Annotated in this window: 21 protein-coding genes and 1 pseudogene; 3 read left to right on the top strand and 19 right to left on the bottom strand. The window is 72.4% G+C overall.

The window, feature by feature from the left end:
* Window positions 1-46 precede the first annotated feature (46 nt).
* The 3 genes and pseudogenes from mfd to rlmJ all read right to left on the bottom strand — a co-directional run bounded on the left by mfd (window position 47) and on the right by rlmJ (window position 5,156).
* Window positions 47-3,559 (bottom strand): transcription-repair coupling factor, encoded by a 3,513-nt coding sequence (gene mfd, locus H5368_RS05325; RefSeq protein WP_182822065.1) that lies wholly within the window; start codon window positions 3,557-3,559, stop codon window positions 47-49.
* A 144-nt stretch (window positions 3,560-3,703) separates the two neighbouring features.
* Window positions 3,704-4,234, bottom strand: a pseudogene (locus tag H5368_RS05320) (GNAT family N-acetyltransferase); the annotation flags it as partial.
* Between the two features lie 64 nt (window positions 4,235-4,298).
* A complete protein-coding gene (gene rlmJ, locus H5368_RS05315) occupies window positions 4,299-5,156 on the bottom strand; it encodes a 23S rRNA (adenine(2030)-N(6))-methyltransferase RlmJ (RefSeq protein WP_182822062.1) in 858 nt (285 codons plus the stop codon).
* Between the two features lie 51 nt (window positions 5,157-5,207).
* On the opposite strand from rlmJ, the gene creB reads away from it, so the two are divergent.
* The 3 genes from creB (at window position 5,208) to creD (ending at window position 8,816) form a co-directional block, all read left to right on the top strand.
* Entirely contained in the window at window positions 5,208-5,912 is a 705-nt protein-coding gene (creB, locus tag H5368_RS05310; RefSeq protein WP_182822060.1) for a two-component system response regulator CreB, read from the top strand.
* Between the two features lie 6 nt (window positions 5,913-5,918).
* Window positions 5,919-7,355, top strand: a complete 1,437-nt coding sequence (creC, locus tag H5368_RS05305) for a two-component system sensor histidine kinase CreC (protein WP_182822058.1) — start codon at window positions 5,919-5,921, stop codon at window positions 7,353-7,355.
* A 138-nt stretch (window positions 7,356-7,493) separates the two neighbouring features.
* The gene (creD, locus tag H5368_RS05300) at window positions 7,494-8,816 is read left to right on the top strand and encodes a cell envelope integrity protein CreD (protein ID WP_182822056.1); all 1,323 of its coding nucleotides are present in this window, start codon (window positions 7,494-7,496) and stop codon (window positions 8,814-8,816) included.
* A gap of 11 nt (window positions 8,817-8,827) precedes the next feature.
* Here the strand turns inward: creD and H5368_RS05295 are convergent, their stop codons facing one another.
* From H5368_RS05295 to H5368_RS05220, 16 genes are all read right to left on the bottom strand, one after another.
* A complete protein-coding gene (locus H5368_RS05295; RefSeq protein WP_182822054.1) occupies window positions 8,828-9,391 on the bottom strand; it encodes a phosphatase PAP2 family protein in 564 nt (187 codons plus the stop codon).
* Window positions 9,357-10,520 carry a glycosyltransferase family 1 protein gene (locus H5368_RS05290; protein ID WP_182822052.1) on the bottom strand — a complete coding sequence of 388 codons (1,164 nt, stop codon included), beginning with the start codon at window positions 10,518-10,520 and terminating at the stop codon, window positions 9,357-9,359. Before H5368_RS05290 ends, H5368_RS05295 begins: the two co-directional genes overlap by 35 nt.
* A gap of 81 nt (window positions 10,521-10,601) precedes the next feature.
* Window positions 10,602-11,756 carry a porin gene (locus H5368_RS05285; RefSeq protein WP_182822050.1) on the bottom strand — a complete coding sequence of 385 codons (1,155 nt, stop codon included), beginning with the start codon at window positions 11,754-11,756 and terminating at the stop codon, window positions 10,602-10,604.
* Window positions 11,757-11,841: 85 nt separating this feature from the next.
* Window positions 11,842-12,537, bottom strand: a complete 696-nt coding sequence (gspN, locus tag H5368_RS05280) for a type II secretion system protein N (protein ID WP_182822048.1) — start codon at window positions 12,535-12,537, stop codon at window positions 11,842-11,844.
* Window positions 12,534-13,028 carry a type II secretion system protein GspM gene (gene gspM / locus H5368_RS05275; protein WP_182822045.1) on the bottom strand — a complete coding sequence of 165 codons (495 nt, stop codon included), beginning with the start codon at window positions 13,026-13,028 and terminating at the stop codon, window positions 12,534-12,536. The genes gspN and gspM overlap by 4 nt, the downstream gene beginning before the upstream one ends.
* On the bottom strand, window positions 13,025-14,164 hold the full coding sequence (gene gspL, locus H5368_RS05270; protein WP_182822043.1) for a type II secretion system protein GspL: 1,140 nt from the start codon (window positions 14,162-14,164) through the stop codon (window positions 13,025-13,027). The genes gspM and gspL overlap by 4 nt, the downstream gene beginning before the upstream one ends.
* Window positions 14,161-15,138 (bottom strand): type II secretion system minor pseudopilin GspK, encoded by a 978-nt coding sequence (gspK, locus tag H5368_RS05265; RefSeq protein ID WP_343203881.1) that lies wholly within the window; start codon window positions 15,136-15,138, stop codon window positions 14,161-14,163. Before gspK ends, gspL begins: the two co-directional genes overlap by 4 nt.
* Window positions 15,135-15,764 carry a type II secretion system minor pseudopilin GspJ gene (gene gspJ / locus H5368_RS05260; RefSeq protein WP_182822041.1) on the bottom strand — a complete coding sequence of 210 codons (630 nt, stop codon included), beginning with the start codon at window positions 15,762-15,764 and terminating at the stop codon, window positions 15,135-15,137. Before gspJ ends, gspK begins: the two co-directional genes overlap by 4 nt.
* Window positions 15,761-16,156, bottom strand: a complete 396-nt coding sequence (gene gspI, locus H5368_RS05255) for a type II secretion system minor pseudopilin GspI (protein ID WP_182822039.1) — start codon at window positions 16,154-16,156, stop codon at window positions 15,761-15,763. Before gspI ends, gspJ begins: the two co-directional genes overlap by 4 nt.
* Entirely contained in the window at window positions 16,140-16,601 is a 462-nt protein-coding gene (locus H5368_RS05250; RefSeq protein ID WP_182822037.1) for a GspH/FimT family pseudopilin, read from the bottom strand. The genes gspI and H5368_RS05250 overlap by 17 nt, the downstream gene beginning before the upstream one ends.
* A complete protein-coding gene (gene gspG / locus H5368_RS05245; RefSeq protein ID WP_182822035.1) occupies window positions 16,602-17,066 on the bottom strand; it encodes a type II secretion system major pseudopilin GspG in 465 nt (154 codons plus the stop codon). It abuts the gene before it with no gap.
* A gap of 14 nt (window positions 17,067-17,080) precedes the next feature.
* On the bottom strand, window positions 17,081-18,286 hold the full coding sequence (gspF, locus tag H5368_RS05240; protein WP_182822033.1) for a type II secretion system inner membrane protein GspF: 1,206 nt from the start codon (window positions 18,284-18,286) through the stop codon (window positions 17,081-17,083).
* Window positions 18,273-19,772 (bottom strand): type II secretion system ATPase GspE, encoded by a 1,500-nt coding sequence (gspE, locus tag H5368_RS05235; protein WP_182822031.1) that lies wholly within the window; start codon window positions 19,770-19,772, stop codon window positions 18,273-18,275. The genes gspF and gspE overlap by 14 nt, the downstream gene beginning before the upstream one ends.
* Window positions 19,769-21,868, bottom strand: a complete 2,100-nt coding sequence (gspD, locus tag H5368_RS05230) for a type II secretion system secretin GspD (RefSeq protein WP_182822029.1) — start codon at window positions 21,866-21,868, stop codon at window positions 19,769-19,771. Before gspD ends, gspE begins: the two co-directional genes overlap by 4 nt.
* Window positions 21,865-22,632, bottom strand: coding sequence for a type II secretion system protein N (locus H5368_RS05225; protein WP_182822027.1), 768 nt, complete (start codon window positions 22,630-22,632; stop codon window positions 21,865-21,867). Before H5368_RS05225 ends, gspD begins: the two co-directional genes overlap by 4 nt.
* A gap of 232 nt (window positions 22,633-22,864) precedes the next feature.
* Window positions 22,865-25,570, bottom strand: coding sequence for a TonB-dependent receptor (locus tag H5368_RS05220; protein ID WP_182822025.1), 2,706 nt, complete (start codon window positions 25,568-25,570; stop codon window positions 22,865-22,867).
* Window positions 25,571-25,602: the final 32 nt, after the last annotated feature.

Genomic DNA, 25,602 nt, shown 5'->3' with positions numbered 1-25,602 from the left:
ATCATGCGCATGCGCGCCCGGCGCGTCAATCGGAATGAACGCGCGATCAACCGCCCGGGGCAAGCACCGCCAGCAATCCCCGCGCCGCCTTGATGCGCTCTTCCGCCGTCGGCAATTCCAGGGTGATGCGCAGCTTGTCCGGGCCGTCCATCCGGTAGGCCTTGGGCTGGCCCTGCACCATGCGGATCACCGCCATCGGATCGACCGACGGCTTTTCGGTGAACTGCACGCGGCCGCCGCTCGCGCCGAGGTCGATCTTGCGGATGCCGAGCGCGGTCGCTGCCAGCTTCAGCTCCGCGACCGCGAACAGGTGCTTGGCCGGATCGGGCAGCAGCCCGAAGCGGTCGATCATCTCCACCTGCAGTTCGCGCAGGTCGTCGACCGAACGCGCCGAACTGACGCGCTTGTAGAGCGTCAGCCGCGTATGCACGTCGGGCAGGTAGTCGTCGGGGATCAGCGACGGCAGGTGCAGCTCCACCTCGGAACCGCGCGCCGCCGTGCCGTCGACATCGGGCAGCTCGCCGCGCTTGATCGAGCGCACCGCGCGCTCCAGCAGCTCGGTGTACAGGCTGAAGCCGACCTCGGCCATCTGGCCGCTCTGGTCCTCGCCGAGCAGCTCGCCGGCGCCGCGGATCTCCAGGTCGTGCGTGGCCAGGGTGAAGCCCGCGCCCAGCTCGTCCATCGATGCGATGGCTTCCAGGCGCTTCTTCGCGTCCGCACTGATCGAGCGCTTGTCCGGCACCACCAGGTAGGCGTAGGACCGGTGGTGCGAGCGGCCGACGCGGCCACGCAGCTGGTGCAGCTGGGCGAGGCCGAAGCGGTCGGCGCGGTTGATGATGATGGTGTTGGCGTTGGGGATGTCGATGCCGGACTCGATGATGGTCGAGCACAGCAGCACGTTGGTGCGCTGCTTGTGGAAATCGAGCATCACCCGCTCCAGCTCGCGCTCCGGCATCTGTCCGTGGGCGATGCCGATGCGCGCATCCGGCACCAGCTCCTGCAGCTCGCGCTCCATGCGCCCGATCGATTCCACGTCGTTGTGCAGGAAGTACAGCTGGCCGCCGCGGGCCAGCTCACGCTGGAACGCCTCGCGCAGCTGCTGGTCGTCCCAGGGCACCACGAAGGTCTGCACCGCCATGCGGTGCGCGGGCGGGGTGGCGATGATCGACAGGTCGCGCAGCCCGGCCATGGCCATGTTGAGCGTGCGCGGGATGGGCGTGGCGGTGAGCGTGAGCAGGTGCACGTTGGCGCGCAGCGCCTTCAACGCCTCCTTCTGGCGCACGCCGAAGCGCTGCTCCTCGTCGACGATCACAAGCCCCAGGTCCTTGAAGGCGACGTCCTTCTGCAGCAGGCGGTGCGTGCCGATGATGACGTCGATGCCGCCCTCGGCAACCTTCTCCAGCTCGACCTTGATCTCCTTGGCGGTCTTGAAGCGCGAGAGCACTTCCACGCGCAGCGGCCAGTCGGCGAAGCGGTCGCGGAAGTTGCGGTAGTGCTGCTCGGCCAGCAGCGTGGTCGGCACCAGCACCGCGACCTGCTTGCCGCCGGCGGCGGCGGCGAATGCCGCGCGCACCGCGACCTCGGTCTTGCCGAAGCCGACGTCGCCGCAGACCACGCGGTCCATCGGCTGCGCCGACTGCAGGTCGCGCAGCACGGCCTCGATCGACGCATGCTGGTCGGGCGTTTCCTCGAACGGGAAGCTCGCCGCGAACGGCTCGTACATCGCGCGGTCAAGGTCGATCGCCAGCCCCACGCGCGCCTGGCGCCTGGCCTGGATCTCGAGCAGTTCGGCGGCGACGTCGCGCACCTTCTCGGCGGCCTTGCGCTTGGCCTTGGTCCACTGCTCGCCGCCCAGCGAATGCAGCGGCGCGGTGTCCGGCGAGGCGCCCGAGTAGCGGCTGATCAGGTGCAGCTGCGCAACCGGCACGTACAGGCGGTCGCCCTTGGCGTATTCGATCTCGACGTATTCGGCGGCGATGCCGCCGGCGTCCAGGGTCACCAGGCCGCGGTAGCGGCCGACGCCGTGGTCCTCGTGGACGATCGGTGCGCCTTCGGTGAGTTCGCCGAGGTCGCGGATGATCGCTTCCGGCTCGCGCCCGGCGCGCTTGCGGCGCCGTGGCTGCGCCGCGCGCTCGGGGAACAGCTGGCGCTCGGTGAGGATCGTGACCGGCGTGCCGCCAGCCACCGGGCCGTCGAGTGCGAAGCCGTCGTCGAACGGCGCCACCGCGATCGCGAACGCCGGGCCGCCCGCCGCCAGGAACTCGCCGAAGCCGGCCACCACCTTCGGCTTCAGGTCGGCGGCGTCGAGCACTTCCAGCAGCGCCTCGCGGCGGCCGGCGGTATCGGCGGCGACCAGCACGCGGCCGGGATAGCTGCCAAGGAACGCCTTCAGCTCCGAGGCCGGCTGCTCGTGGCGGCCGGACAGCGGCAGCTCCGGCGCGGGCTGGTCGCCGAGCGGCGCGGCCTCGGCCAGGCGCGCGTGGCCGGCACCGGCCACGTCGATGCGCTCGCGTGCATTGAAGCGCGCGCGCAGGTCATCGGGCGGCAGCCACAGCGTGTCGGGCGACAGCACCGGGTGCTCGATGTCGTGGCGGCGCTGCTCGTAGCGCTCGCCCACCTGCGCCCAGAAATGATCCGCCGCCGCCGATGCGCCGTCGTCGACCACCGGCAGCGCCTTGTCGCCGATGTAGTCGAACAGCGTGGCGGTGGCGGCATCGTCGAAGAACAGCGGCAGGTAGTACTCGATGCCGGCGGGCGCGAGTCCGGCCTTCAGGTCCTGGAACAGCGCGCTGCGCCGGGTGTCGATGTCGAAGCGTTCGCGCAGTGCGGCCATCGCGCGCGTGGTCGCGGCCTCGTCCAGCGGCACCTCGCGTCCGGGCATCAGCTGCACCGCGTCCACCTTGTCCAGCGAACGCTGGCTCTCGGGGTCGAAGGCGCGGATGGTGTCGATGTCCTCGTCGAACAGCTCGACGCGGAACGGGGCGTCGGCGCCCATCGGATACACGTCGAGCAGGCCGCCGCGCACCGCGAAGTCGCCGGGGTCGAACACCTGCGGCACGTTGCGGTAGCCGGCCGACTGCAGGCGGTGTTTTTCGGCGTCGAGGTCCAGGCGCTGGCCGACGCGCAGGTCGAAGCTGTTGCCGACCACGTACGACAGCGGCGGCAGGCGCTGCATCAGGGTCTGCACCGGCACCACCACGATCCCGCGCGCCAGCGTCGGCAGCCGGCGCATGGTCGCCAGGCGCTGGGAAATGATGTCCGGGTGCGGGCTGAAGCGGTCGTAGGGCAGGGTTTCCCAGTCCGGGAACGCCAGCACCGGCAACGCCGCGTCGCCGGCCAGCAGGGTGTGCAGGTCGGTCTCGAGCTGGGTGGCCGCGTGGTTGTCGCGGGCCACGGCGAGCAGCACACCGCCGTGTGCACGCGCGGCACCGGCCACGAACCAGGCCAGTGCCGAGCGCGACGCCGGCGCGCGCCACCAGGCGCGCGGGCGGCCGGGGCCGGGCAGCGGCGGGACGGGAAGCAGTGGGAGAAGGGAGCTGGGCTGGGGCTTGTCGGTCATCGGCACTTCAAAACAACGGCAGCGCCGGAGCGGTCGATCCGCTCCAGCGCAAGGCCGACCAGTTTACCCGCGCTCGGCGGCTTCGCCCTCGCCGGGCCCAGCCCCGACATCCGGGCCGGACGTGCCGTTGGCGCCGGCCGGGGCGAGGTCGAGCACCGCGTGCACCAGCCCCGGTGTCCCGCCGGGGGCGCGGCTGAAGCCCATGGAGTCGAGCAGGGCGAGCATGGGCGCATTGTCCTCGCGCACGTCGCCGTGCACGCGGTCCAGCTTCTTGCCGCGCGACCAGCGCACCACGCGGCGCATCAGGTGCCGGCCCAGGCCCATGCCGGCCACGTAACTGCTGACCAGCACGGTGAACGCCGCGTCGCGCGTGCCCGGCACCACCGCGACCCGGGCCACGCCACCGATCAGCGCTTCGCCCGGCGGCAAGGGTTCGGACACCACCAGCGCGAACTCGCTGCGGCTGTCGGGGTGGGTCATGCGGTGAGCGAGTTCCGGGGTCATTTCCGGCACGTCGTCAAGGAAGCGCTGGCGGACTTCTTCGGGCTGCAGCAGCTCGAAGCCGGCGCGCAGCGCAGGCGCGTCATCGGGCCGGATGGGGCGGATGACGATGTTGCGGCCGTTGGCGAGGCGGACTTCCTCGTGCCAGGGCGGGAGACGGTTGCGAGCGACCATGGGCGGATGCTCGCACGGTCGAAGTGAAGCCCTTTTTTACATCGCCGGCGCGGCCGGCCCGCCCTCACTCCGGACCGCGCAGCCACTGCACGCGCGACGATGCACCCTTGCCGCCGATCGCGCCGGCCAGCGCGGCCAGCGCCGGCGTCAGCGCGGCGTCGAACTTCCACGGTGCATTGACCACCACCAGGCCGCTGCCGTTCATGCGCAACGGCGAGTCATCGGGGCGCACCAGCAGTTCGGTCACCAGCACCGACTTGGCCGGGAGGTCCGCGGCGCGGCGCTGGAACGGCCCCAGGGTGCGGCGCAGCTTGATCGGGTACCACAGCGCGAAGACCCCCTGCGGGAACCGCCGCAGGCCTTCGCGGATCGCAGCCAGCGCGTCGTCGAATTCGGCGAGCTGGGTTTCGTAGGGCGGGTCGATCAGCACCAGCCCGCGGCCGATGCGCGCGTCGCCGTCGCGCGGCGGCAGCAGCGAGCGCATCGCGGCATAGCCGTCGGTGGGCAGCACGCGTACGCGGCGGTCGTGTTCGAAGCCTTCCGCCAGCACCGCGTACTCGGCTGGCTGGATCTCGCAACAGGCGATGCGGTCCTGCTCGCGCAGCGCATGCGCCAGCAGCCACGGAGAGCCCGGGTAGGTATCGTTGCCGTGCGACTTGCGGCAGGCGCGCACCGCGGCCAGGTAGCGCGTGATCGCGGGCACGCGCGGGTCCTCGGCCAGCAGGCGCTCGATGCCTTCCTCGGCCTCGCCGGTGCGCAGCGCCGCGTCGGCGCGCAGCCGGTAGCGGCCACGGCCGGCGTGGGTGTCGAGCGCGAACAGGGGCGCGGGCTTGGCGGTCAGGGCATCGCACAGCGCCAGCAGGACGACGTGCTTGAGCACGTCCGCGTGGTTGCCGGCATGGAAGGCGTGGCGGTAGTTCATCGCGCCAAGGATACGCGGGCGGGCCCCCGGCCGCGGGTATGCTCTTCCGCCATGACCGCCGATGCCGCCACCCGCTCCACCGTGCTGCTGGTCGAGGACGACCTGGCGATCGCGGAGACCATCCTCTATCCGCTGCGCGCGGAGGGCTTTGCCGTGGAGCACCACCTGCTGGGCGGCGGCGTGGCCGAGCGCGTGCGCGCCGGCGGCATCGACCTGGTGCTGCTGGATGTCGGATTGCCGGACGTCGGCGGATTCGAGGTGTGCCGGCGGCTGCGGGCGTTCAGCGCGCTGCCGGTGGTGTTCCTCACCGCGCGCAGCGACGAGTTCGACCGCGTGCTGGGCCTGGAGCTTGGCGCCGACGACTACATCGCCAAGCCGTTCTCGCCGCGCGAGCTGGTGGCGCGGGTGCGCGCGCGGCTGCGCCGCCATCCGGTCGCGGACACCGACGGCGGCGGCGTGCGGCGCAACGGCCGTTTCGAGCACGATCCGGACGCGCGGCGGATCGCGTTCGCCGGCACCCAGCTCGAGCTCACCCGCTACGAGTACGCGCTGCTCGCGGAGCTGCTGCGGCGGCCCGGCGCCATCCTCAGCCGCGCGCAACTGCTCGACCGCGCCTGGCACGACGCCGGCGACAGCGGCGAACGCACCATCGATACCCACGTCAAGACGCTGCGCGGCAAGCTGCGCGCGGCGGATGCCGCGGCCGACCCGCTGCGCACCCATCGCGGCGTCGGCTACTCGCTCGACGTCGGCTGAAGCACGGTGCGCATCGGCCTGCGGATCCTGCTCGGCTACTTCGTGATCGTCGCGCTGGCGGCGCTGCTGCTCGGACGCGTGTTCGTGCAGCAGGTGAAGCCCGGCGTGCGCCAGGCGATGGAGGACACCCTGGCCGACACCGCCAACGTGCTGGCGGAGCTGGCCACCGACGACCTGCTGGCCGGGCGCATGGACGTCGGCCGCTTCGCCACGCGCGTGCGCGCACTGGCCGCGCGCGACCCGGGCGCGCGCATCTGGGGCTTCGACAAGCACGCGGTGAGCTACCGCGTCACGGTCACCGATGCGCAGGGCATCGTGGTGTTCGACTCCGACGGGCGCGACCTGGGCCGCGACTATTCGCAGTGGAACGACGTGCATCGCACCCTGCGCGGCGAGTACGGCGCGCGCTCCACGCGCAGCGACCCGGCCGACGACGCCAGCTCGGTGATGCATGTGGCGGCGCCGATCCTGGACGGCGCGCGCATCGCCGGCGTGCTCACCGTGTCCAAGCCCAACCAGGCGATGGCGCCGTTCATCGCGCAGAGCCAGGCGGTGGTGATGCGCTGGGGCTGGGTGCTGCTGGGCACGTCGCTGCTGGTCGGCCTGCTGGCCGCGTGGTGGCTGGCGCGCCAGCTCGGTGGCCTGCGCCGCTATGCCGATGCCGCCGCCGCCGGCGAACGCGCGGTGCTGCCGGACTCCGCCGGCGAGTTCGCCGACCTGGGCCGCGCGATCGAGTCGATGCGCCTGCGGCTGGAAGACCGCCAGTACGTCGAGCGCTACGTGCACACGCTCACCCACGAACTGAAGGCGCCGCTGGCCGCGATCCGCGGCGCGGCGGAGCTGCTGGAATCGCCGCTGCCCGATCCCGACCGCGTGCGCTTCGCCGGCCACATCGGCGCGCAAAGCACGCGCATGGCGACGATGATCGACATGCTGCTGGCGCTGGCCGCGGTGGAGCACAGGCAGCAGCTCGACGCGCCGGTTGCGGTGGACGTCGCAGCCCTGGTCGCCGAGGTCTGCGAGGACACCGCGCCGCGCCTCGCCGCGGCCGGCCTGGCGCTGCAGGTCAACGCTTCGCCGCTGCCCGCGGTGGTGGCCGGCGACGCGTTCCTGCTGCGCCATGCGCTGGCCAACCTCGTCGACAACGCGATCGGCTTCTCCCCCGCCGGCGGCCGTGTGCTGGTGACATTGCGACAGGTGGACGGCGACGTGGAGGTGGAAGTTGCAGATGAAGGCCCGGGTATCCCGGACTACGCCGCGGGGCGCGTCTTCGAGCGCTTCTACTCGCTGCCGCGACCGGGCGACCGCGGCCGCAGCAGTGGCCTCGGCCTGACCTTCGTCGCCGAGGTCGCGGCACTGCATGGCGGGCGCGCGGCCCTTCGCAACCGCGAAGGCGGCGGTGCCGTCGCCAGCCTGGTGTTGCCGCTGCAGCCGGCCAGGTAACGCCTGTGCCTCGTGCAGCGCGTGGCGCGGCGTCGCATCGCCGGGCCGCGGGCTTCACCCTCGCTTCATCGGGGCGCCGTCGTGCCGCCATCCGCCGCGTCCAGCCTGTCCGCTCTCTTCTCCATGGGTGAGGGCGACATGCGTCTCTGGTTCAAGGTGGTGATGGTCGCGGCGATGACGCTGGCGATCCTGGCGGCGCTGGCCATGGTCCGCGGCGTGATCGACGAGCGCCAGGCGCGACGCGCGGAAGCGGTGGCCAGCGTGGTGGCGGGCTTCGGCGGGGCGCAGGTGCTGGCGGGACCGGTGCTGGTGGTGCCGTACGTGGAGGAGGTCGAAGAGGACGTGCGCGATGCGGCCGGCATCCTGCACAAGGTGACGCGCACGCGCGAGCGGCAGTGGACGTTCTTCCCGGAGACCCTGCTGGTCGATGGCGCGCTGGCGCCGGACACGCGCCGCCGCGGCCTGCACCAGGTGCGGGTGTACCAGTGGTCCGGCTCGCTGCGGGCGCGTTTCGACGCGCGCATCCCCGACGAAGTCGGCCGCGTGCGGCGCATCGGCCGGCCGTGGCTGGCGCACGGCATCGCCGACGTGCGCGGACTGCGCGAGCTGCCGGTGTTCACGCTCGACGGCAAGGCGCTGCCGCTGGTGCAGGGCCTGGGCCATGCCGACGGGCCGGGACTGCATGCGCGCCTGGCGGCACCGCGCGCGGGGCAGCGCCTGGCGTTCGCGACCGCGCTCGCGCTCGAGCTGCGCGGCACCGAGTCGTTCGCCATGCTGCCGGTGGCGCGCAGCAACGACCTGCGCCTGCAGTCGTCGTGGCGGCATCCGAAGTTCGAGGGCCTCTCGCCTCAGCACGACATTGGCGCCGACGGCTTCCGCGCGCGCTGGCAGGTGGCGGCGCTCGCCACCGGCGCGCAGCGCGAATACCGCCACGCCCCCGATGTCGCCCGGAACGCAGGCGGCGCGGACGGGGCGCAGACCAGCGCGGTCAGCGTGGCGCTGATCGACCCGGTAAACGCCTACCTGCAGGCCGAGCGCGCCACCAAGTACGGCGTGCTGTTCGTGGTGCTGACCTTCGTCGGCTTCTTCATGTTCGAACTGCTGCGACAGATGCCGATCCATCCAGTGCAGTACGCGCTGGTGGGGCTGGCGATCGCGCTGTTCTTCCTGCTGCTGGTCAGCCTCGGTGAACACATCGCCTTCGGATGGGCCTATCTGGTCGCAGCGTCGGCCTGCATCGGGCTGATCGGCTTCTACCTGTCCGCGGTGCTGCGCGGCGTGCTGCGTGGCGTCGGCTTCGCCGCCATGCTGGCACTGCTCTATGCCGCGCTCTACGGCCTGCTGGTGTCGGAGGACAACGCGCTGGTGCTGGGCGCCGGCCTGCTGTTCGCGATCCTGGCCGCGATCATGGTGCTGACCCGCAAGGTGGACTGGTATGCGCTGTCCGGGCGTGGTGCATGAGCGCGTCGCGCTCAGCCGATGGCCGGCAACACGCGGCCCAGGGCAAGGGACCCCGCGGCCAGCGCCGCGCCGATCGCGGTGGCCGCGAGCACGTCACTGGGGTAGTGCAGGCCCAGCACCACGCGCGACAGCGCAACCAGCGCGGTAAACGGCAGCAGCAGCCACGCCAGCTGCGGGTAGTAGGCCAGCGCGACGATGGTGAAGGCCACCGCATGCAGGGTATGCCCGGAGGGAAAGCTGAACTCGTCGAGCGGGGCGATCCAGGCGCGGACGCGCACGTCGGTGGCGAACGGCCGCGGCCGCCGCGTCCAGCGCTTGAGCGCCTTGTACAGCAGCAGCGCGACCACGCCGGTGGCCGCCAGGTGTGCCGATGCCGCCAGCCCCTGGATGCCATCCAGCACCACCAGCGCCGCCATCAGCACGTACCAGGCCACGCCGTCGCCGAGCCGGCTTACGGTGGCGAAGACGCGCAGCACGTGCGTCGTGGCGCACCAGCCGTTGGTGCGCAGGCACCAGGCAAGATCGCCGCCGCGCGCGGCGTCAGGCGAGGGCGTTGGCGCGGGTGGTCGCGGCATGTGGGGTCTCCCGGTGCCTGCCGATGCGCTGCAGGATGGCGTCGAATTCCGCGGCCACGCTAGCCGGGCGCAGTGGTGCGACGGCGGCGCGTGCGCGCCGGCCCATCTCGCGGCGCGCGTCGTCTTCAAGCGCGATCCGGCACGCCGCGCCGATGAACCCATCCTCGTCACCTGGAGTGGGCGCGGCACCGTGCAGGCCGTGGCGCAGGTGCTCGCGCGCGGCGCCGTAGTTGAACGCCACCGTGGCCACGCCGCTGGCCATCGCCTCGAGCGTCACGTTGCCGAAGGTTTCCGACAGGCTCGGGAACAGGAACAGGTCGCCGCTGGCGACGTGTCGGGCCAGGTCGTCGCCGCGGCGCATGCCGCGGAACACGAAGTCCGGGTGTTCCGCGGCAAGCGCGGCGCGCTGCGGGCCGTCGCCGATCCACACCATGCGCGCGCCTTGCCGCTCGCGCTGCAGGGCACGGAAGGCGCGGACCGCCAGTCCGAGGTTCTTCTCGCTGGCGATGCGGCCCACGTGCACCACGGCCAGCCCGTCAGCGTCGATCCCCCATTCGGCGCGCAGCGCGTTGCAGCGCCGCGAGGCGTCGAAGCGGTCCGTGTCGACCGCGCGCGACAGCAGGGTCGGGCGGGCGAATCCCGCGCCGGCCAGCGCGTCCCGCAGTTCCTGCGTGGGCACCAGGGTGGCATCGGCACCGTTGTGGAAGTGCCGCATCCAGCGCATCGCGGGGCCTGCCAGGAACGGCGCGCCATAGTCGGCGAGGTAGCGGTCGAAGCGGGTGTGGAAGCCGGTGGCCGCGGGGATGCCCAGCGCGCGCGCGGCGCGCAGCGCGGACCAGCCGAGCGGCCCCTCGGTGGCGATGTACACCGCGTCCGGACGCTGCCGGTGCCAATGCCGGCGCAGCCGCCCCGCAGCCGGCAGGCCGAAGCGCAGGCCGGGATAGCGCGGCAGTGCGGCGCCGCGCGTCAGCAGTTCATGCGCGGCCGGCGCGCGGTCGCCGGGGTTGCGTGGCCGCACCACGTCCACCGTGTGGCCGCGGGCGCGCAGGCCGCGCTCGAGGTCCTGCACGGTGAGTGCCACGCCGTTGATCTCCGGCGGGTAGGTTTCGCTGACGATCGCGTAGTGCATGCGCTGCTCCCGTTTCAGGAGCAGCCTGGACGCCTGCGGTGTCGCGCCTGTTGCAGCCGCTTGACGGCGCCGTGACAGCGCTTACCAGTGCAGCTGGACGCGCGCTTCGACGATCGACGGATCGTCGTGGATGCGCAGCCCGCTGGCGGCATCGGTGCGGCGGCTGGCCACGTCCACGTAGTTCAGCATCAACTTGGCATTCGAGCGCCAGTACCAGTTCACGCCCACGGTCCAGGCGTCCATGCGTCCGCCCTGCACGCCGCCGTCGTCGAGGTCGAGCTGGTCGTAGCGCAGGCCGAGCTGCCAAAGGCCGCCCTCGCCGACCGTGGTCCGCGGCAGGCCGCCGCGGTAGCCCCAGGACGTGCCGCCGGGATTCCACATCGCGCTCGCGTAGCCGCCGCCGGCGTCGTAGCCGCCGGTGTCGATGCGATCGGCGCGCGCCAGGAAGTACTCGCCCTGCAGCTTGACGGGGCCGGTGATCCACATTGCCTCGAGGCCCGTCGTGGCCACGCGGTCGGCGTCGGGCAGGGTGCCGCTGTCGACCAGGCGGACCGCGGACAGATCGGCATTGGGCCGCGCGCGCAGGCGCAGGCTGTCGCCAGGGGTGTCGCGGTCGACGTGGCTCATCCCCAGGTGCAGGACCTGTCCGTCCGTGCGCAGCGGCGCCCACCAGCCGCGCGCAGCGTAGCCCGAGCCATGGGCGCCGTCGCTGGTCAGTTCGCGGCCGAACCAGGCCACGGTTGTGCCGTAATCGGAGGCGTCATAGGCCCAGGAGGCACCCAGTCGGCGCCCGGGGGCGAAGGTGTTGGTGGCTGCCGCCTTGGCGATGAAGTCGTTGTTGCGGCTGGAGGACAGCTCCTCCAGGCCGCTGGGCTGCTTGGCCTGGCCCAGCAGCAGGGTGTGGCTGGGGGCGCCGTCACCGCCGAAGCGCCAGCTGATGTTGTTGTCGAGGTAGCTCTCGTTCTCGACGTCGTAACCGACCACCCAGCCGAAGCCGCCCGGGCCGCTGCCCTTGAGCACCAGTTCGAAGCGACGGATGCCGGTGGCGCGGTCACGCCCATCGGCGCGCCCGTCCAGGTCGGCCAGGTCGTTGTCGAACCAGTTGCCGTCGACCTGGAACATGCCCTCGAACGCCACGTCGGAACCGGCCACCGTGCCCAGTGGAACCTCCGCGCGCGCCGGCGGGGCGATGACGGCGGCGGACAGGAGGGCGACGGCAAGCAGGGAACGCGGCATGGCAGGGAACCTGGGTTCGGGGGTACCGGCCAGTTTACGCAAGGGCTGCACCCCCTGCCCGCAACACTGCAGCCCGCGCCTCGCCTCAGTTCAGGTGTCCCTCGGACACCCGGCTCATGCCTCCGGCCGCAGCCTGGAAGCCGGCGGCCTGCAGCGCGGCGCGGAATGCCGGATTGTCGCCGCGGGCCAGGGCCTGCAGCCGGTAGCGGCCGTCGGCTTCGATGTCCAGCGTGGCCTCCAGCCCCAGCGGAGCGCTGGCGTCCTCCGGGACGAGGACCAGGCGTCCGCCATCGCCCTCGCAGGCTGGTATGCCGGCCAGGATCATCGGCGGCAGCGTGTCCAGCGGCAGCGTCAACTCCACGCGCACGCGGCCACCGGCTTCGCGGCAGCCGCCGGCATCGAACAGCAGGCGCGCGTCTTCGAGCAGCGCACGCAGGCCGACTCCCGCGAACGGGGGCAGCGGTACCACCCCGTCGCCGTCGCCCAGCCCCGCCAGGCGTCCGCGCGACAGCACCACGCGCGCGCTGTCGTTGCGCAGGTGCAACTGCTGTCGTCCTGCCAGCAGCGGCAGCGGCGCCAGCCCGATCCGGAGGTCGCCCACGGCCTGGCCGCGCCAGTGCGCCGCGCGCAGCCGCCCGTTCCAGAGGCTTCCTCCGGCTTCCACCGCGCCAAGGCCGGGCGGCAGGCCGATCCGCGGCAGCAGCAACTGCAGGGGCACCAGCAACAGAAGAGCCAACAGGAACGCCACGCCTGCCCAGGCCAGGCCACGCCGCATGCTCATGGCGCGACTCCGGTGAAACCGACCTCGGCACGCAGCTGGCCGTCGGCGCGTTCCACGTGGAGGGTCGCGGGGGCGATGCGGTCGGTGCTGGCCAGCGTGCCCAGCCACGCGAACAGCGCGGGCGAGGCGACGCGGTCGAATTCGAGGCTGAACGTGCCATCGGCGGCGGTGCGCTGCCGGCTCGGCGCCAGGCCGGCGATGCGCGCGCTGTCCAGCACGCGCTGCTGCAAGGCTTCCAGGCCCTGCGGGTGCGGGGGTGGCGTGGTGGCATCGCCGTGGGACAGCGCGCCGACCTCCGCCTCGACCGCCTGCAGGGCTGCGGCGGCCTGGTCGTAACGGGCCTCGGCACCATCGCGCAGCGTGCGCAGCGGTCCGAGCAGCCCGTACCACCAGGCGAACGCGGCTAGCAGCGCCAGCATGGTCGCCACCATGGCGCGCTCGCGCGCCGCCAGTCCGTGCCACCAAGTGGCCAGTCTCGCGGTCGTGATCATGCCCCGGGCTCCAGCGTGATGCCGGTCAGCAGCCCGCCGGGGGCGTCGCTGCCGGTGCCCTCCACCAGCTGCCAGCCATCGACGGCGAGCGCGCCGCGGATGGCGTCCAGGTCGTCGGGCGTGGCATGGAACAGGGATGCGCGCAGCCGGTCTCCGCGCTGGTAGTCGAGCGCCGTGAGATACGTGCCGGGGCGCGACGCGACCGCCGCGAACAGGGCGCCCGTCGCGGCGGAAAATGCCAGCGGCGCACGCGCTGCGTCAAGGTGCGCGCGCAGCGTTGCCGGATCGGTCCGCGCAGCGGCGCTGCCGTCGCCGTTGCGCGGCAGCACCCGCTGCACCGTTGCCGCCGCGCGCTGCTGCAGGTCGCGCGCGGCCAGCTCCAGCCGCAACGCCTGCGCCGCCACCAGCAGCAGCGGTGAGGCGAGCAGCGCGGCCACCAGCCAGGCCATCCGCCTGCGGTTGGCCGGCCGCGCCCGGGTCGCGGGCGGTGCGAACGCGCCCTGCAGCAGGTCGATGTCCGGCTGCAGCGCCCGCGCGGCGAGGGTGGCGATGTCATCCGCCGGCAGCACCTGGTGCGCGCGGCCGGCGAGCACGCGTGCGGCGAGCGCCGGCTCGGCGCTGAAGGCGAGGGCGGCGCCGCGCACCAGCCAGCGGTCGCCGGCGTCGAACACGCAGGCGCCATGGTCGTCGCTGTCGCAGGCGCCGCCCGGTGCAGCGGGCAACAGCAGCTGCTCGGGAACCACGGCGTCCGCGCGCATGCCGAATGCCATGGCACGGGCCAGCCAGTCGAGCAGGTGGCGCGGGTCCACGGCCGCCACCATGCGCGTGGCCTGTCCGTCATCCGGCGCCAGTGCCACGTGCAGGTCGGCGGGGTGCGCAAGACGCGTGGCGAGCAGGGCGCGTGCGGCGCCCAGGGCCTGCGCGGCGCTGCGCGCGGGCAGCTCCAGCCAGTCGACACGCACGTCCGCGCCGGGCACCACCAGTACCGTGCGCGGCGCAGCGGAGAATGCCGGCGGGTCGGGCGGCGCGTCGGGCGCAAGCGTTGCACGCGCCAGTACGCGGCCGGCGTCGTCGAGATGGAAACAGGTGGCGTGCGCCAGCGGGTCCGCGGGCAGCCACAGGATGCGCGTACTCATTCGTCGTGGGTCCATCGTCGTGCCAGCAGCCGTACCGGGCCACCGGGATCGTGTTGCAAGAGGGCGCTCAGCACGACTTCGGCGCCGCCGTATTCGACCTCCGAGTGCAGCGTGAAATAGCGCGTGCGCAGCCGCACCTGCTGGAGTTCCGGGTCAAGGGCGACCGCCGCGGCCAGCGCGGGCTGCGCCCACCACGCGGCGATGTCGCGCCAGCCGTCGGGCGGGCGCGAGGCGATCAGCCGCTTCGCCGCCGCGATATCGAGCGCGTTGCCGGTGAGCATGGCGAGGATCACGGCGTCGCCGTCCTCGAGCGTATTGATGTTGACCGGCGCCAGCGCGGCGTCGGGCAGGGCGCAGACGTGCGGGCGCAGGCGCAGGTACGCGTCGTGGTCGTGGCCGACGACCGCGCGCAGTTCGCTGACCTCGGTCAGCAGGGTGCCTGCGGTGCGGTACGCGGGCACGCGTGCGGCGTAGGCGGCATCCTCGGCACCGGCCGCGCGCGGCAGGCTGTCACTGTCGATCCAGTCGACCAGCGCGTCGACCATGGCGCCCGCCTGCGCCGCGTTGAATCCGAGTGCAGTCAGCAGGGCGAGGTACTGGCGCACGCCGGCTTCGCGCACCGTCCATTGGCCGACGGCGCCTTCGACCACGCTGTTGAGGTTGAAGCAGGCGGTGGCGTCGTCGACGCGCACGCGCATCGCGCCGTCGTCGATCGGGAACACGAACGGCCGGCCGTTCCAGCCGCCTTCAAGCGTCGTGCGGCCATCGGGCCGGCCCAGCTGCAGGATGCGGCCGCGAGCCAGCTCCTCGGTGCCGAGCGCGAACCACTGCGCCTGTGCCAGCGCCTGCGCGTTGCCGGTACGGCGCAGGCCGAATCGGATGTCGTCCATCACCGCCACCAGCAGCACCGTCATCACCGCCACCAGCAGCAGCACGGTGAGCAGCGCGGCGCCGCGTTCGCGCGCGGCGCTCACGGCGTGGTCCCCGGCAGCAGGAAGCGCTGGCGGACCTCGCCGATATCGTCCAGCGCCAGCTCCAGCTCCACCGCGCGCGGCAGGCTGGCGGCGCCGCCATGCCAGCCGTCGTTCCAGGCCTCGCCGTCGAAATAGGCCACGCGCGCCCGGGTGATGCCGTCCAGCAGCACGCGTGCCCGCGCCGCGGCCGTGCCGTCCAGCGCGGGCCGCGCGCTGCGCTCCAGGCGCCCGGCGACGATCCGGTACTCGACGTGCTGCAGCGACGCGCGCGGCGCGCCGTCCGGGTTCTCGTGGCCGCGGCGCACGAAGGCGAACAGCGGCCCGGATTCATCCGGACGGCCGCCGATGAAGGCGTCGCGCGCGGGCGAGCCGTCGCTGCGCCGCGCCAGCCGCGTCGCCGCCTGCGACAGGTCGGTGCGCAGCAGGGCGCGCGCGCGCTGGAACTCGCCCAGTCGCGCCATGCGTTCGCGCAGCGCCTGCTGGCTGTCGGCGGCATAGGCCATCACCGCGACGCCGGCGGCGGCGATCAGGCCGAAGATCGCCAGCGACACCATCACTTCGAGCAGGGTGAAACCGCGCTGCCGCGCGTCGCGGCGGGCGCGGACAGCGGCGCGCGACCCGGTCATTCCGGCACGCCCCGGAACAGCGCGAGCTCGGCGGCCACGCGTGCTTCGCCCGGCGCCATGACCGTGACGTCGATGCGCAGCAACGATGCATCGGCGGTGGGCGCCACCGTGCGCGTCCAGCGCCAGTCGCGGCCGCCGGCGGTCTCGGTCCCGTGCGCGTCATCGCCGAGCAGGCGCGCGTCGATCGTCGCTGCCTCGACCGCGACGTTGTCCGCCACGACCGCCGCCAGCACGCGTTCCTCGATCGCCACCGCGGTGCGCGTGCTCTCGCCCGCGAGGTTCAGCAGGCCGAGCACGGCGAGGGCGAACACCGCCAGCGCGACCAGCATCTCGATCAGCGAGAAGCCGGAGGCGCGGGGTGAGCGCGCGCCGTGCTCAGCGTGCGCCGGCATCGACGTCGATCCCGCCGCCGCCATCGACCATGATCCGCGCGCTGCGGCCCTCGCGTTGCAGCACCAGCGTCACCGGTTCGCTGGCACCGGTGGGATCGAAGCGCACGCTCGTGCGCGCGTGCCCCTGCGGCAGGACGGCCTGCGTGCCCGGCTGCCAGGCGACCGTCGCGAACGCCTTGCCGTCGAGCGGCTGCCAGCCGTCGAAGCGCCGGCGCCGGAATTCGTATCCGCGCGCGGTGGCGCTCACCTCGATGGTGCGCATGCCGAGGATCGCTTCGTCGCGCGCGTGAGCGAGGCGAGCGCCGAACGCGTCGGCCTCTTCGACCAGCACGTCGTCACCCGGCGGCAGCGTCAGCGCCACGGCGGCGCCGGCGAGGCCGATGACGGCCAGGGCGACCATCAGCTCGACCAGGGTGAAGCCCTGCATGCGCACGAGGACGTCCACTCAGCCCCAGTTGCCGATGTCGGCACCGTCGCCCTCGCCGCCCTCGACGCCGTCGGCGCCGAACGAGAACACGTCGAAGCTGCCGTCGCGGCCGGGCTGGCGGTACTGGTAGGCGTTGCCCCAGGGGTCGGCGGGCAGGCGGCGGATGTAGCCGCCCTTGCGGTAGCGCTCCGGGCGCGCGAGCCCCGCCGGCGCCTTGAGCAGCGCGTCGAGGCCCTGCGCCGTGGACGGATAGGCGAGGTTGTCGAGGCGGTAGGTCTCCATCGCCTGCTCGAGCACGGAGATGTCGGCGCGTGCCTTCTCCGCCATCGCGCGATCCTGGCTGGGCATGACGTTGATCATCACCACCGTGGACAGCAGGCCGATGATGACGATCGCGACCATCAGTTCGACCAGGGTGAAGCCGGCCGCACGCGCGGGCCGCGCACGATGGACACGGGGGAAGGTGCTGCGGGGGCGATGCATGTCGGGGTCTCCGGTCAGCCGGCCACGAGGGCGTTGAATTGCAGGATGGGCAGCATGATCGCGAGCACGATCACCGCCACCACCGCGCCCAGCACGATGATGATCAGCGGTTCGAGCAGGCTCATCGCCACGCTGGTGAAGGTGTTGAACTCGCGTTCCAGGTAGTCCGCGGCGCGGTCGAGCATCGGTGCCAGGCGGCCGCTGTCCTCGCCACTGGTGGCCATGTACAGCAGCGTCGGCGGGAACACGCCGGCGCGTTTCATCGCGCTGGACAGGCTGCCGCCCTCGCGGATGACGTCGACCATGGCGCCCGTGGCCTCGCGCAGCACGCTGTTGCCCACGGTGCGCGCGGTGATCGCCAGGCCTTCGATCAGCGGCAGGCCGCTGTCGGCCATGGTGGCGAGGGTGCGCGCCATGCGTGCGGCGTGCAGGTCGCGCAACAGGCGGCCCAGCCCGGGCGACTTCAGCAGCGCGGCATCGAACGTGCGCCGCGGGCCGGGCCGGCGCAGCAGGCGCGCAGTCGCCACGCCCAGCACCGCCAACAGCGCGAGCACCGGCAGGCCCCATGTGGCCATGGCGTCGGACACGCCGATCACGATCCGGGTCAGCAGCGGCAGCTCGCGGCCCATCGATTCGAATTGTTCGACCACCCGCGGCACCACGAACGCCATCAGCGCGATCACCACCAGCACCGCGGTCAGCGCCAGCGCCGCGGGGTAGACCAGCGCCGAGACCAGCTTGCCGCGCACCTGCTGCTCGTGTTCCTGCAGGTCGGCCAGGCGCTCGAGGATCGCCGGCAGGGCGCCGGTGCCTTCGCCGGCGGCGACCATCGCGCGGTACAGCGGCGGGAACGCCTTGCCTTGGCGCGCCATCGCGTCGGACAGGCGGAAGCCTTCCAGCACATGGGCGTGGGTGGCCATCACCACCCGGCGCACGGCGGGGCGCTCGGCCTGGCTGCCGATGGTGCGCAGCGCCTCTTCGAGCGGTGCCACCGCGACCAGGGTCGCGAGCTGGCGGGTCAGCAGGGTCAGGTCCTTGGCGCTGAAGCGGCCACGGCCCGGCGCGGTCGTCGCCGCCGTGGTGGTGGCCGGCTCCACGCGCACCGGGAGCAGACGCCGCCGTTCCAAGACGCGCCGCGCATCGGCCACGCTGCCGGCCTGCACCACGCCTTCGCGGCTGCGGCCCTCGACGTCGTAGGCGGCGTAGTCAAACGCCGGCATGGTCGGACTCCTGGCGGGTGACGCGCATGGCTTCCTCGAGCGTGGTCTCGCCGCGCAGCACCGCGGCGCGCGCGGCGTCTCCAAGGCGGCCGGTGCTGGCGAACGCGGCCGCGGCCAGCGCGTCCTCGTCGGCCTCGGCGCCGATCAGCTGGCGCATGCGCTCGTCGACGGTGAGTGCTTCGTGGATGCCGATGCGTCCGGTATAGCCGGCGTGGCTGCACTGCGCGCAGCCGACCGCGCGGTATACCACCGCGCCGGTCGCGTCAGGCTGGCCGTCGGCGGCGAGCAGGCGCGCGGTCGCGGCATCGGCCACCACGGGTTCGCGGCAGCGCCGGCACAGCCGGCGCAGCAGCCGCTGGGCCAGCACCAGGCGCAGGGTGGAGGCGAGCAGGAACGGCTCGATGCCCATGTCGCGCAGGCGGGTGACGGCACCAGGCGCGTCGTTGGTGTGCACCGTGGACAGCACCAGATGCCCGGTGAGGCTGGCCTGCACCGCGATCTGCGCGGTCTCCGGGTCGCGCACTTCGCCGACCATCACCACGTCCGGGTCCTGGCGCAGGATCGCGCGCAGGCCAGCGGCGAACGTCATGCCGACGCGGGCGTTGACCTGGGTCTGGCCGACGCCGTCGATGGCGTACTCGATCGGATCCTCGACGGTGAGGATGTTGCGCCGCCCGTCATTGAGCGTGGCCAGCGCCGCGTACAGCGTGGTGGTCTTGCCGGCGCCGGTGGGGCCGGTGACCAGGATGATGCCGTTGGGCACGCGCAGCGCGCGCTGCAGCGCGTCCAGCACGTCCGGCTGCATGCCCAGCTCGGCGAGCGGCAGGCCGCCCTGGTCCTTGTCGAGGATGCGCATCACCACGCGTTCGCCGCCGCGCGCGGGCAGTGTGGACACGCGCACGTCCAGCGCCTTGCTGCCCATGGTCAGGCCGATGCGGCCGTCCTGCGGCACGCGCTTTTCGGCGATGTCCAGGCGCGCCATCACCTTGACCCGCGACACCAGCAGCGGCGCGATGCGCGCCGGCAGGCGCAGCGCCTCGCGCATCACGCCGTCGACGCGCATGCGCACCACCAGCGCGGACTCGAACGGTTCGACGTGCACGTCGGACGCGCCGCTGCGCGCGGCTTCGGCGATCAGGCCGTTGATCAGGCGGATCACCGGGGCGTCGTCCTGCGCTTCCAGCAGGTCGGCGCTCGCGGGGATGTCGTCGGCCAGCGCGTCGAGGTTGCCGGGCAGGTCGAGATCCCCGGCGCCCGCGGCCAGCGCGGCGTCGGCGTACAGCTCCGACAGCCGGCGGTCGAAGGCGGAGCGTGGCAGCAGCTCGACCTCGAGCGCGCGCCCGAGACTGCGGCGTGCTTCGAGCAGTGCAGCGGGATCGGCGTCGTCGCACAGGCCCACGCGCGCAGTCGCCTCGCCGATGCCGAGCAGCAGCACGCCGTGGCGCTTGGCGAAGGCATAGGTGAAGGCGGGCAGGGGCTCGCTCATCGCGCGGTGTCGGTCCCGGCGGGCAGTGGCGCGGCGTCCGTGGTCGGTGCCGGAGGCAGGGGCATCGCGCCAGGCGTGGCGGCGGGCGCCGGCATGGTCGGCGGCGTGGTGCGCAGGTAGTCGCGCACCAGCGCTTCCAGCGCCGCCTCGCGCTCGCCGGCCACCGGCCCCTGGCTGCGCACCATGTAGTCGTAGCGTGGCGCGGTCATCGCCTGCGCCTCGCGCGCGCTGCGCACGATGGTCGGGCGGATGAAGATCATCAGGTTGGTCTTGTCGCTGGCGCGCGACTTGTGCCGGAACAGGTTGCCGATGATCGGTATGTCGCCCAGCAGCGGCACCTTGTCGACGGTGTTGCGGTCGCTCTGGTCGAGCAGGCCGCCGAGCGCGACGATCGCGCCGTCGTCCACCAGCACCCGCGTCTCCAGCTCGCGCTTGTTGAGCACCAGCTCCGAGAAGTCCTCGCTCACCGGCCCGGCGATCGAGGAGACCTCCTGGCGCAGGGTGAGGGTGATGCCGCCGCCGGCGTTGATCTGCGGGCGCACTTCCAGCTGGATGCCGACGTCCTGGCGCTGGATGGTGCGGAACGGGTTGCTGTTGCTGTCGCCCAGCACCTCGCCGGTGGTGGTGGGCACTTCCTGGCCAACCAGGATCCGCGCCTCCTCGTTGTCGAGGGTGAGGATGGACGGGGTCGACAGCAGGTTGGACGCCGTGTCGCTCTTCACCGCGTCGATGATCAGGCCGAAGGTGGCGTTGTCGTTGCCGCCGGCGATGCCGCCGAGGGCGCCGTTGAGGCCGAGCAGCGACTGCACCGCGACGTTGCGCGCGAGGTCGAGCACGGAGTCCTCGTCGTCGCCGCCATTGTTGGCGTTGCGCGCGCGCTGCGCGGCCACGCCACCGGCGATCGGCATGATGCCCGGGTTCGCGCCGGGGAACTGGGTGGCGAGGAACGGGATGTTGCTGCCTTCCTTGCCGGCGATCAGCAGCTGCGCGCCGAGCCTGCGCGCGGCGTTGTCGGAGATCTCCACCACGATCGCCTCCACCAGCACCTGTTCGCGGCGGGTGTCGAGCTGGGTGATGACCTCGGCCAGCAGGCGTTGGGTCTCGGGGTCGGCGTTGATGATCAGCGAGTTCGAGCCCGGGTAGCGCACGATCGTCGGGCGCTTGCCCTGGCTGCCGGTGATCACCGTGGCCGTCGCGGTGTCACCCGCCTGCGCGGGCGCCGCGACGGCGGTGCCGTCGCCACCGTCGGTGGCCTGGCCGACGAGCTGCTGCAGCACTGGCAGCAGTTGTTCGGCGCTGGCGTGCTGCAGTTTGACCACGCGCACGTTGCCGGTGCGCTCGGCGCGGCGGTCGAGCTCGAGGATGGTCTGCACCACGCGCTGCACCACGCGTGGATCGCCGCGCACCACGATCGAGTTGCTGCCCTCCACCGGCAGGATCGACAGCTGGCCGTTGCGCGCTTCACCGCCGCTGGCGAACAGGCCGCCGACGGTGGCGGCGACCTCGCGCGCGGAGCTGTTGCGCAGGGTGATGGTGTCGATGCTGGCGGTGTCGCTGTCGATCTGTGCCACCAGGCCGCGGATCCGGCGCACGTTGTCGGCGTAGTCGGCGACCAGCAGCGCGTTGCCCTGCGGCGTGGGCACCACCACGCCGCCGCGGCCGACCAGTGGTTTCAGCGTCTCCGCGGCGATGCGCGCATCCACCATCGCCAGCGGCAGGACCTGGGTGGTGAACGCGGAGCCACCCGAGCCCCCGCCGGGCTGCTGCGCGGCGATGTCGTCGGGCACCACGCGGTAGGCGCCGCTGCCCGCCGGCACCGCCAGCAGGCCGTTGGCGCGGAGCACCGCCAGCAGCACGCCGAGCAGTTCGGCCTCGTCCATGGCGCGGTCGCGCGTGACGCTGACGCTGCCCTGCACGCGCGGGTCGATGATGAAGGTGGTACCGGTGGCGCGTGCCACGTCCTGGATGAAGGCGCGGATGTCGGCGTCCTGCGCGGTCACGGCGGTGCCGGCGGCGGGCGCCTGCGCAAGTGCGACGGTCGGCGACGGCAGCGCGAGCGCGATGACGAGGGCGGTGGCGAGGAGTCGCTGTTTCAAGGGGTGTCTGCCTGCAGGGTCGTGGTGTGCGTCGTTCCGTCGCGCGCGTAGGTGAGGGTGATCGTGCGGCTGCCCGCCAGCTCCGCGGGCAGCGCGGCGTACCGCTCGGGGGTGAGCGCCTGGCCGTTGACCGACAACAGCACGTCGCCGGCCTGGAGGCCGGCCTGGCGCAGCACCGCACCGTCGCCGCGCGGGATCACGCTGTAGCCGGCGGGCTGGCCGTCGTTGGCCTGGACGGGGCGAAGTCCCGCCTGCGCGAGCAGTTGCGCGGGATCGACGTTGGCCGCGCCGCCGGTGGGGGCGGGTGCGCGCGCTGCCGGCAAGGCCGCCGGCGCCTGGCGTGACGCGGCCGAAGGCGTGCCGCCTGCCGGCGCGGCGAAGCGCAATTCGCTTCGGGTGCCGGACGCCGCCAACGTCACATGGCCATGTGCGACCGCGACGAGCACGACGCCGGGCGCGACTTCGTCACCGACCACGAAGGCCTGCTGCCGCCCGTCCTTGCCGGCGATGATCGCCGCGCCCGCACCGGCACCAGCCGCTGGACGCGCGGCGTGGAGACGGAGCCCGGAGCTGTCGGCCGTGACATGTGCGGTGGCCTGCGCCGGGTGGAACGCGTCGATGGCAAGGCGTTCGGGGCGCGCTGCGGCGATCGAGGCGCGCGGCAACGTCGGCGCCGCGCCAACGGGTGCCGGTGGCACCAGCAGCAGCCAGGCCAGGCGGGCGGCCTGCACGGCCAGCAACGCGATGACGGCGGCCGTGGCCACGCGGCGCAGGAGCCCCGCATCGCGGGCGCGGGCGGGCAGTGCGTGCGGGGCTTGGAGGGCGAACGACGTGGCCAATGACGGACTCGGCGGCGCGGCGGATCCGCGCGGTGGTCAGATCATGCGAACGTTTGGTGACAATCCGGTGTCAATTGACATGAAACCGTCGCAAGACTCCAGGGAACGCAAAAGGGCGGGACCTCGCGGCCCCGCCCCCTGTCGGACGGTGGCGTGCTCAGAATTCCGCGGACAGGCTCAGCGAATACGTCACGCCCGGGTCGTAGCGCAGCACGTGCACCTTCTGCCCGCCGCGCTCCTGGTACTCGTCGAACTCGGTGTCGAGGATGTTGCGCGCGGCAAAACCCAGGGTCATCGCGGTGTCCCCGAGGTTGAAGCCCTTGCGCAGCACGAAGTCGAGCGTGGTGCCCGGCTCCTGCATGTAATCGGGCTGGCCGGGGCGGCCGCGTGCGGAGACGCGCTCGCTGACATGGTTCGCGATCAGCGTCGCCTGCAGGCCGGTGGACTCGTCCTCCACGCCGAACTGCAGGTTGGCGATGTGCTCGGACTGGCCCTGCATGTCGCTGCCGTCGCGCACGAACAGCCGCGCGTCCACCGGCGCGGGGTAGCCGAAGGGCTGCACCGTGTCGCCTTCGTCGGCATTCACCTCGGACTGCGACCAGGTGTAGTTGGTCGCCAGGTACAGCCGGTTTGCGCCCCACCAATCGGCGGCGAACACATCGTCGAAGTACTTCTTGAACTCCACTTCGGCACCATAGACCGTGGCTTCCGGTGCGTTGAGGAAGCTCTGGAAGATGGTGCCGCCGCCGCCGACGTTGATGTTGGTCTCGATCGGCTTGTCGATGGTCTTGTGGAACGCGCCGACCGTGAAGTATTCGCCCGAGCCGAAGAACCACTCGTGGCGGACGTCGAAGTTGGTGAGCTCGCTGTCCACCAGGTACGGGTTGCCGTAGAACTGGCGGAAGCTGTCGGGATCGCTGTACTGCTGCGGTGCCATCTCGCGGAACTGCGGGCGGGCGATGGTGCGCGAGGCACCGAAGCGCAGCTGGCGGTTGTCGGCGATGTTCCAGGTCAGGGTCAGCGCCGGCAGGAAGTAATCGTTCTCCAGCGGCGCCGGGGCGGCCTGGGCGATGCCGGTGATGACGTCGTACGGGGTCACCGACTGGGTCGCGTCCTCGTAGCGCACGCCCACGGTGGCGCGCAGGTTGGCGGTGATCTCGCCTTCCGCCTGCAGGTACAGCGCCTTGACCTCGAGCGCGGCGTCATAGGCCGAGGCACCGAACCCGCCGGTGGTCTCGCGCAGCCGCAGCAGGTCCTGGCTGAGGTTGTAGTCCGAGAACAGGTAGTCCGGCCGCTGGTAGCGGTTGTGGAAGGGCAGGGCGCCGTCGAGCGCGAGGAACTTGAACTCGCGGGCCCACGCATTGCGCTCGTTGTCCATGTACGCGCCGCCGAAACCGAGCGTCAGGTCGCGCTCGACCGGCAGGCGCCAGGTGACATCGAGGCCGGCGCTGTCCACGGTGTCCTCGACCGCGCTGAAGCGGGTGTAGTTCTGCACGCGCGAGGCGTCGTGGCTCCAGTAGCCGTCGACGTTCTCGTAACGGATGCCCTTTTCGTAGGGCACGTCGCGGGTGGCGCGCGCGGTGGCGGCGCGCCATTCGATCTTCAGGTCGTCGTATTCGCCGAAGGCGTGGCTGCCGGTGAGCTGGTGGTTGATCAGCTCGCGCTCGAACCACGCGGTGTAGTCGTCGCGCGCCTCGAAGCCGGCGAGGTTGTCCATGCCGGAGCGGCTGCGCGCCTCCTTGATGGTGTCGTGCACGTACAGGGTGGTCAGGCCGAGCTTGTTGCTGCCCCACTCGTAGCCGGCACCGAGCAGCACGTTGGTGCGTGCGTTGTTCTGGGTGGAGAGGAAATCGTAGTCGGAGTCGTATTCGACGACATCGTTGACGAACACGCCCTGCTGCTGGTCGCCGAAGCGGGTGCGCCAGGTGTTCTCGAATCCGGCCACGGCGATGAAGCCGATGCGCGCGTCCTCCCCCATCTCGGCCGTGTAGCCGGCGCTGGCGCCGACGTTGCCGTCCGGGTTGATGCTGTCGTTTTCCTGCAGCAGGTTCAGGTTGGCGTTCTGGAAGCTGCGGCCGATGCGGCGGATGTCTTCGCGGCTGAAGTCGCCGCCCAGGTCGACGCGCTGGCCGGTGGCGATCGCGTCCTGGAGCGCGCGCGGCATCTTGCGGGTGCCGTCGTCGTAGCCCGACCAGTCATCCTCGGAGCCGTAATAGGTCAGGCCCTTCTCGCCGGTGGTGACGCTGTTGCCGCCGCCGCCGACGCTCAGTTTGAAGAACGGCGCGTCGGGAATGGTCAGCGACTGCAGGTCGATGATGCCGCCGCCGAACTCGCCGGGGTACCTTGCCGAGTAGGTCTTCTGCACGGTCATGCCCTGCAGCACCTCGGCCGGGAACAGGTCCAGCGGCACCACGCGCTGCATCGGCTCGGGGCTGGGCAGGGGCGAGCCGTTCAGCAGCGCAGACGAGTAGCGTTCGCCGAGTCCACGCACGTAGACGAACTTGTCGTCGACGATGCTCACGCCCGAAACCCGCGACAGTGCCGCGGCGGCGTCGCCGTCACCGGTGCGCTCGAAGTCCTCGCGGGTGATGAACGAGGCGACTTCGGCGGTCTGCAGCATCGGTTCGGGAATGTATTCGCCACGCACCTCGACCGCGTCGAGCTGGGCTGGCGTGGAGGCCGCCTGCGCGGCGGCGTCCTGCGTGCCGGCCGCCTGCGCGAGCGTGGCCTGCACGATGGTGGCCTGCGCCGGAATGGCGGCGTCACCGCGTGGCGAGGCGGGCTGCTGGGCCCACGCGACCTGGCAGGCGAGCAGGGTGGTGATCGCGACGGACAGGCCGCTGCGTGACGGAGTGCGTTTCATGTAGTGACCTTCGCTGTGCGTTGCCGGTTGCG

This window comes from Luteimonas sp. MC1782 (assembly GCF_014164605.1).
Taxonomy (GTDB): Bacteria; Pseudomonadota; Gammaproteobacteria; order Xanthomonadales; family Xanthomonadaceae; genus Luteimonas.
This window is presented reverse-complemented; position numbering and strand designations above follow the sequence as displayed.

What these genes read in the sequence shown, in the direction of transcription:
- mfd (WP_182822065.1), bottom strand. Translation starts at nt 3,559, where the DNA reads ATGACCGACAAGCCCCAGCCCAGCTCCCTTCTCCCACTGCTTCCCGTC.
- rlmJ (WP_182822062.1), bottom strand. Translation starts at nt 5,156, where the DNA reads ATGAACTACCGCCACGCCTTCCATGCCGGCAACCACGCGGACGTGCTC.
- creB (WP_182822060.1), top strand. Translation starts at nt 5,208, where the DNA reads ATGACCGCCGATGCCGCCACCCGCTCCACCGTGCTGCTGGTCGAGGAC.
- creD (WP_182822056.1), top strand. Translation starts at nt 7,494, where the DNA reads ATGCGTCTCTGGTTCAAGGTGGTGATGGTCGCGGCGATGACGCTGGCG.
- H5368_RS05295 (WP_182822054.1), bottom strand. Translation starts at nt 9,391, where the DNA reads ATGCCGCGACCACCCGCGCCAACGCCCTCGCCTGACGCCGCGCGCGGC.
- H5368_RS05290 (WP_182822052.1), bottom strand. Translation starts at nt 10,520, where the DNA reads ATGCACTACGCGATCGTCAGCGAAACCTACCCGCCGGAGATCAACGGC.
- H5368_RS05285 (WP_182822050.1), bottom strand. Translation starts at nt 11,756, where the DNA reads ATGCCGCGTTCCCTGCTTGCCGTCGCCCTCCTGTCCGCCGCCGTCATC.
- gspN (WP_182822048.1), bottom strand. Translation starts at nt 12,537, where the DNA reads ATGAGCATGCGGCGTGGCCTGGCCTGGGCAGGCGTGGCGTTCCTGTTG.
- gspM (WP_182822045.1), bottom strand. Translation starts at nt 13,028, where the DNA reads ATGATCACGACCGCGAGACTGGCCACTTGGTGGCACGGACTGGCGGCG.
- gspL (WP_182822043.1), bottom strand. Translation starts at nt 14,164, where the DNA reads ATGAGTACGCGCATCCTGTGGCTGCCCGCGGACCCGCTGGCGCACGCC.
- gspJ (WP_182822041.1), bottom strand. Translation starts at nt 15,764, where the DNA reads ATGACCGGGTCGCGCGCCGCTGTCCGCGCCCGCCGCGACGCGCGGCAG.
- gspI (WP_182822039.1), bottom strand. Translation starts at nt 16,156, where the DNA reads ATGCCGGCGCACGCTGAGCACGGCGCGCGCTCACCCCGCGCCTCCGGC.
- gspG (WP_182822035.1), bottom strand. Translation starts at nt 17,066, where the DNA reads ATGCATCGCCCCCGCAGCACCTTCCCCCGTGTCCATCGTGCGCGGCCC.
- gspF (WP_182822033.1), bottom strand. Translation starts at nt 18,286, where the DNA reads ATGCCGGCGTTTGACTACGCCGCCTACGACGTCGAGGGCCGCAGCCGC.
- gspE (WP_182822031.1), bottom strand. Translation starts at nt 19,772, where the DNA reads ATGAGCGAGCCCCTGCCCGCCTTCACCTATGCCTTCGCCAAGCGCCAC.
- H5368_RS05220 (WP_182822025.1), bottom strand. Translation starts at nt 25,570, where the DNA reads ATGAAACGCACTCCGTCACGCAGCGGCCTGTCCGTCGCGATCACCACC.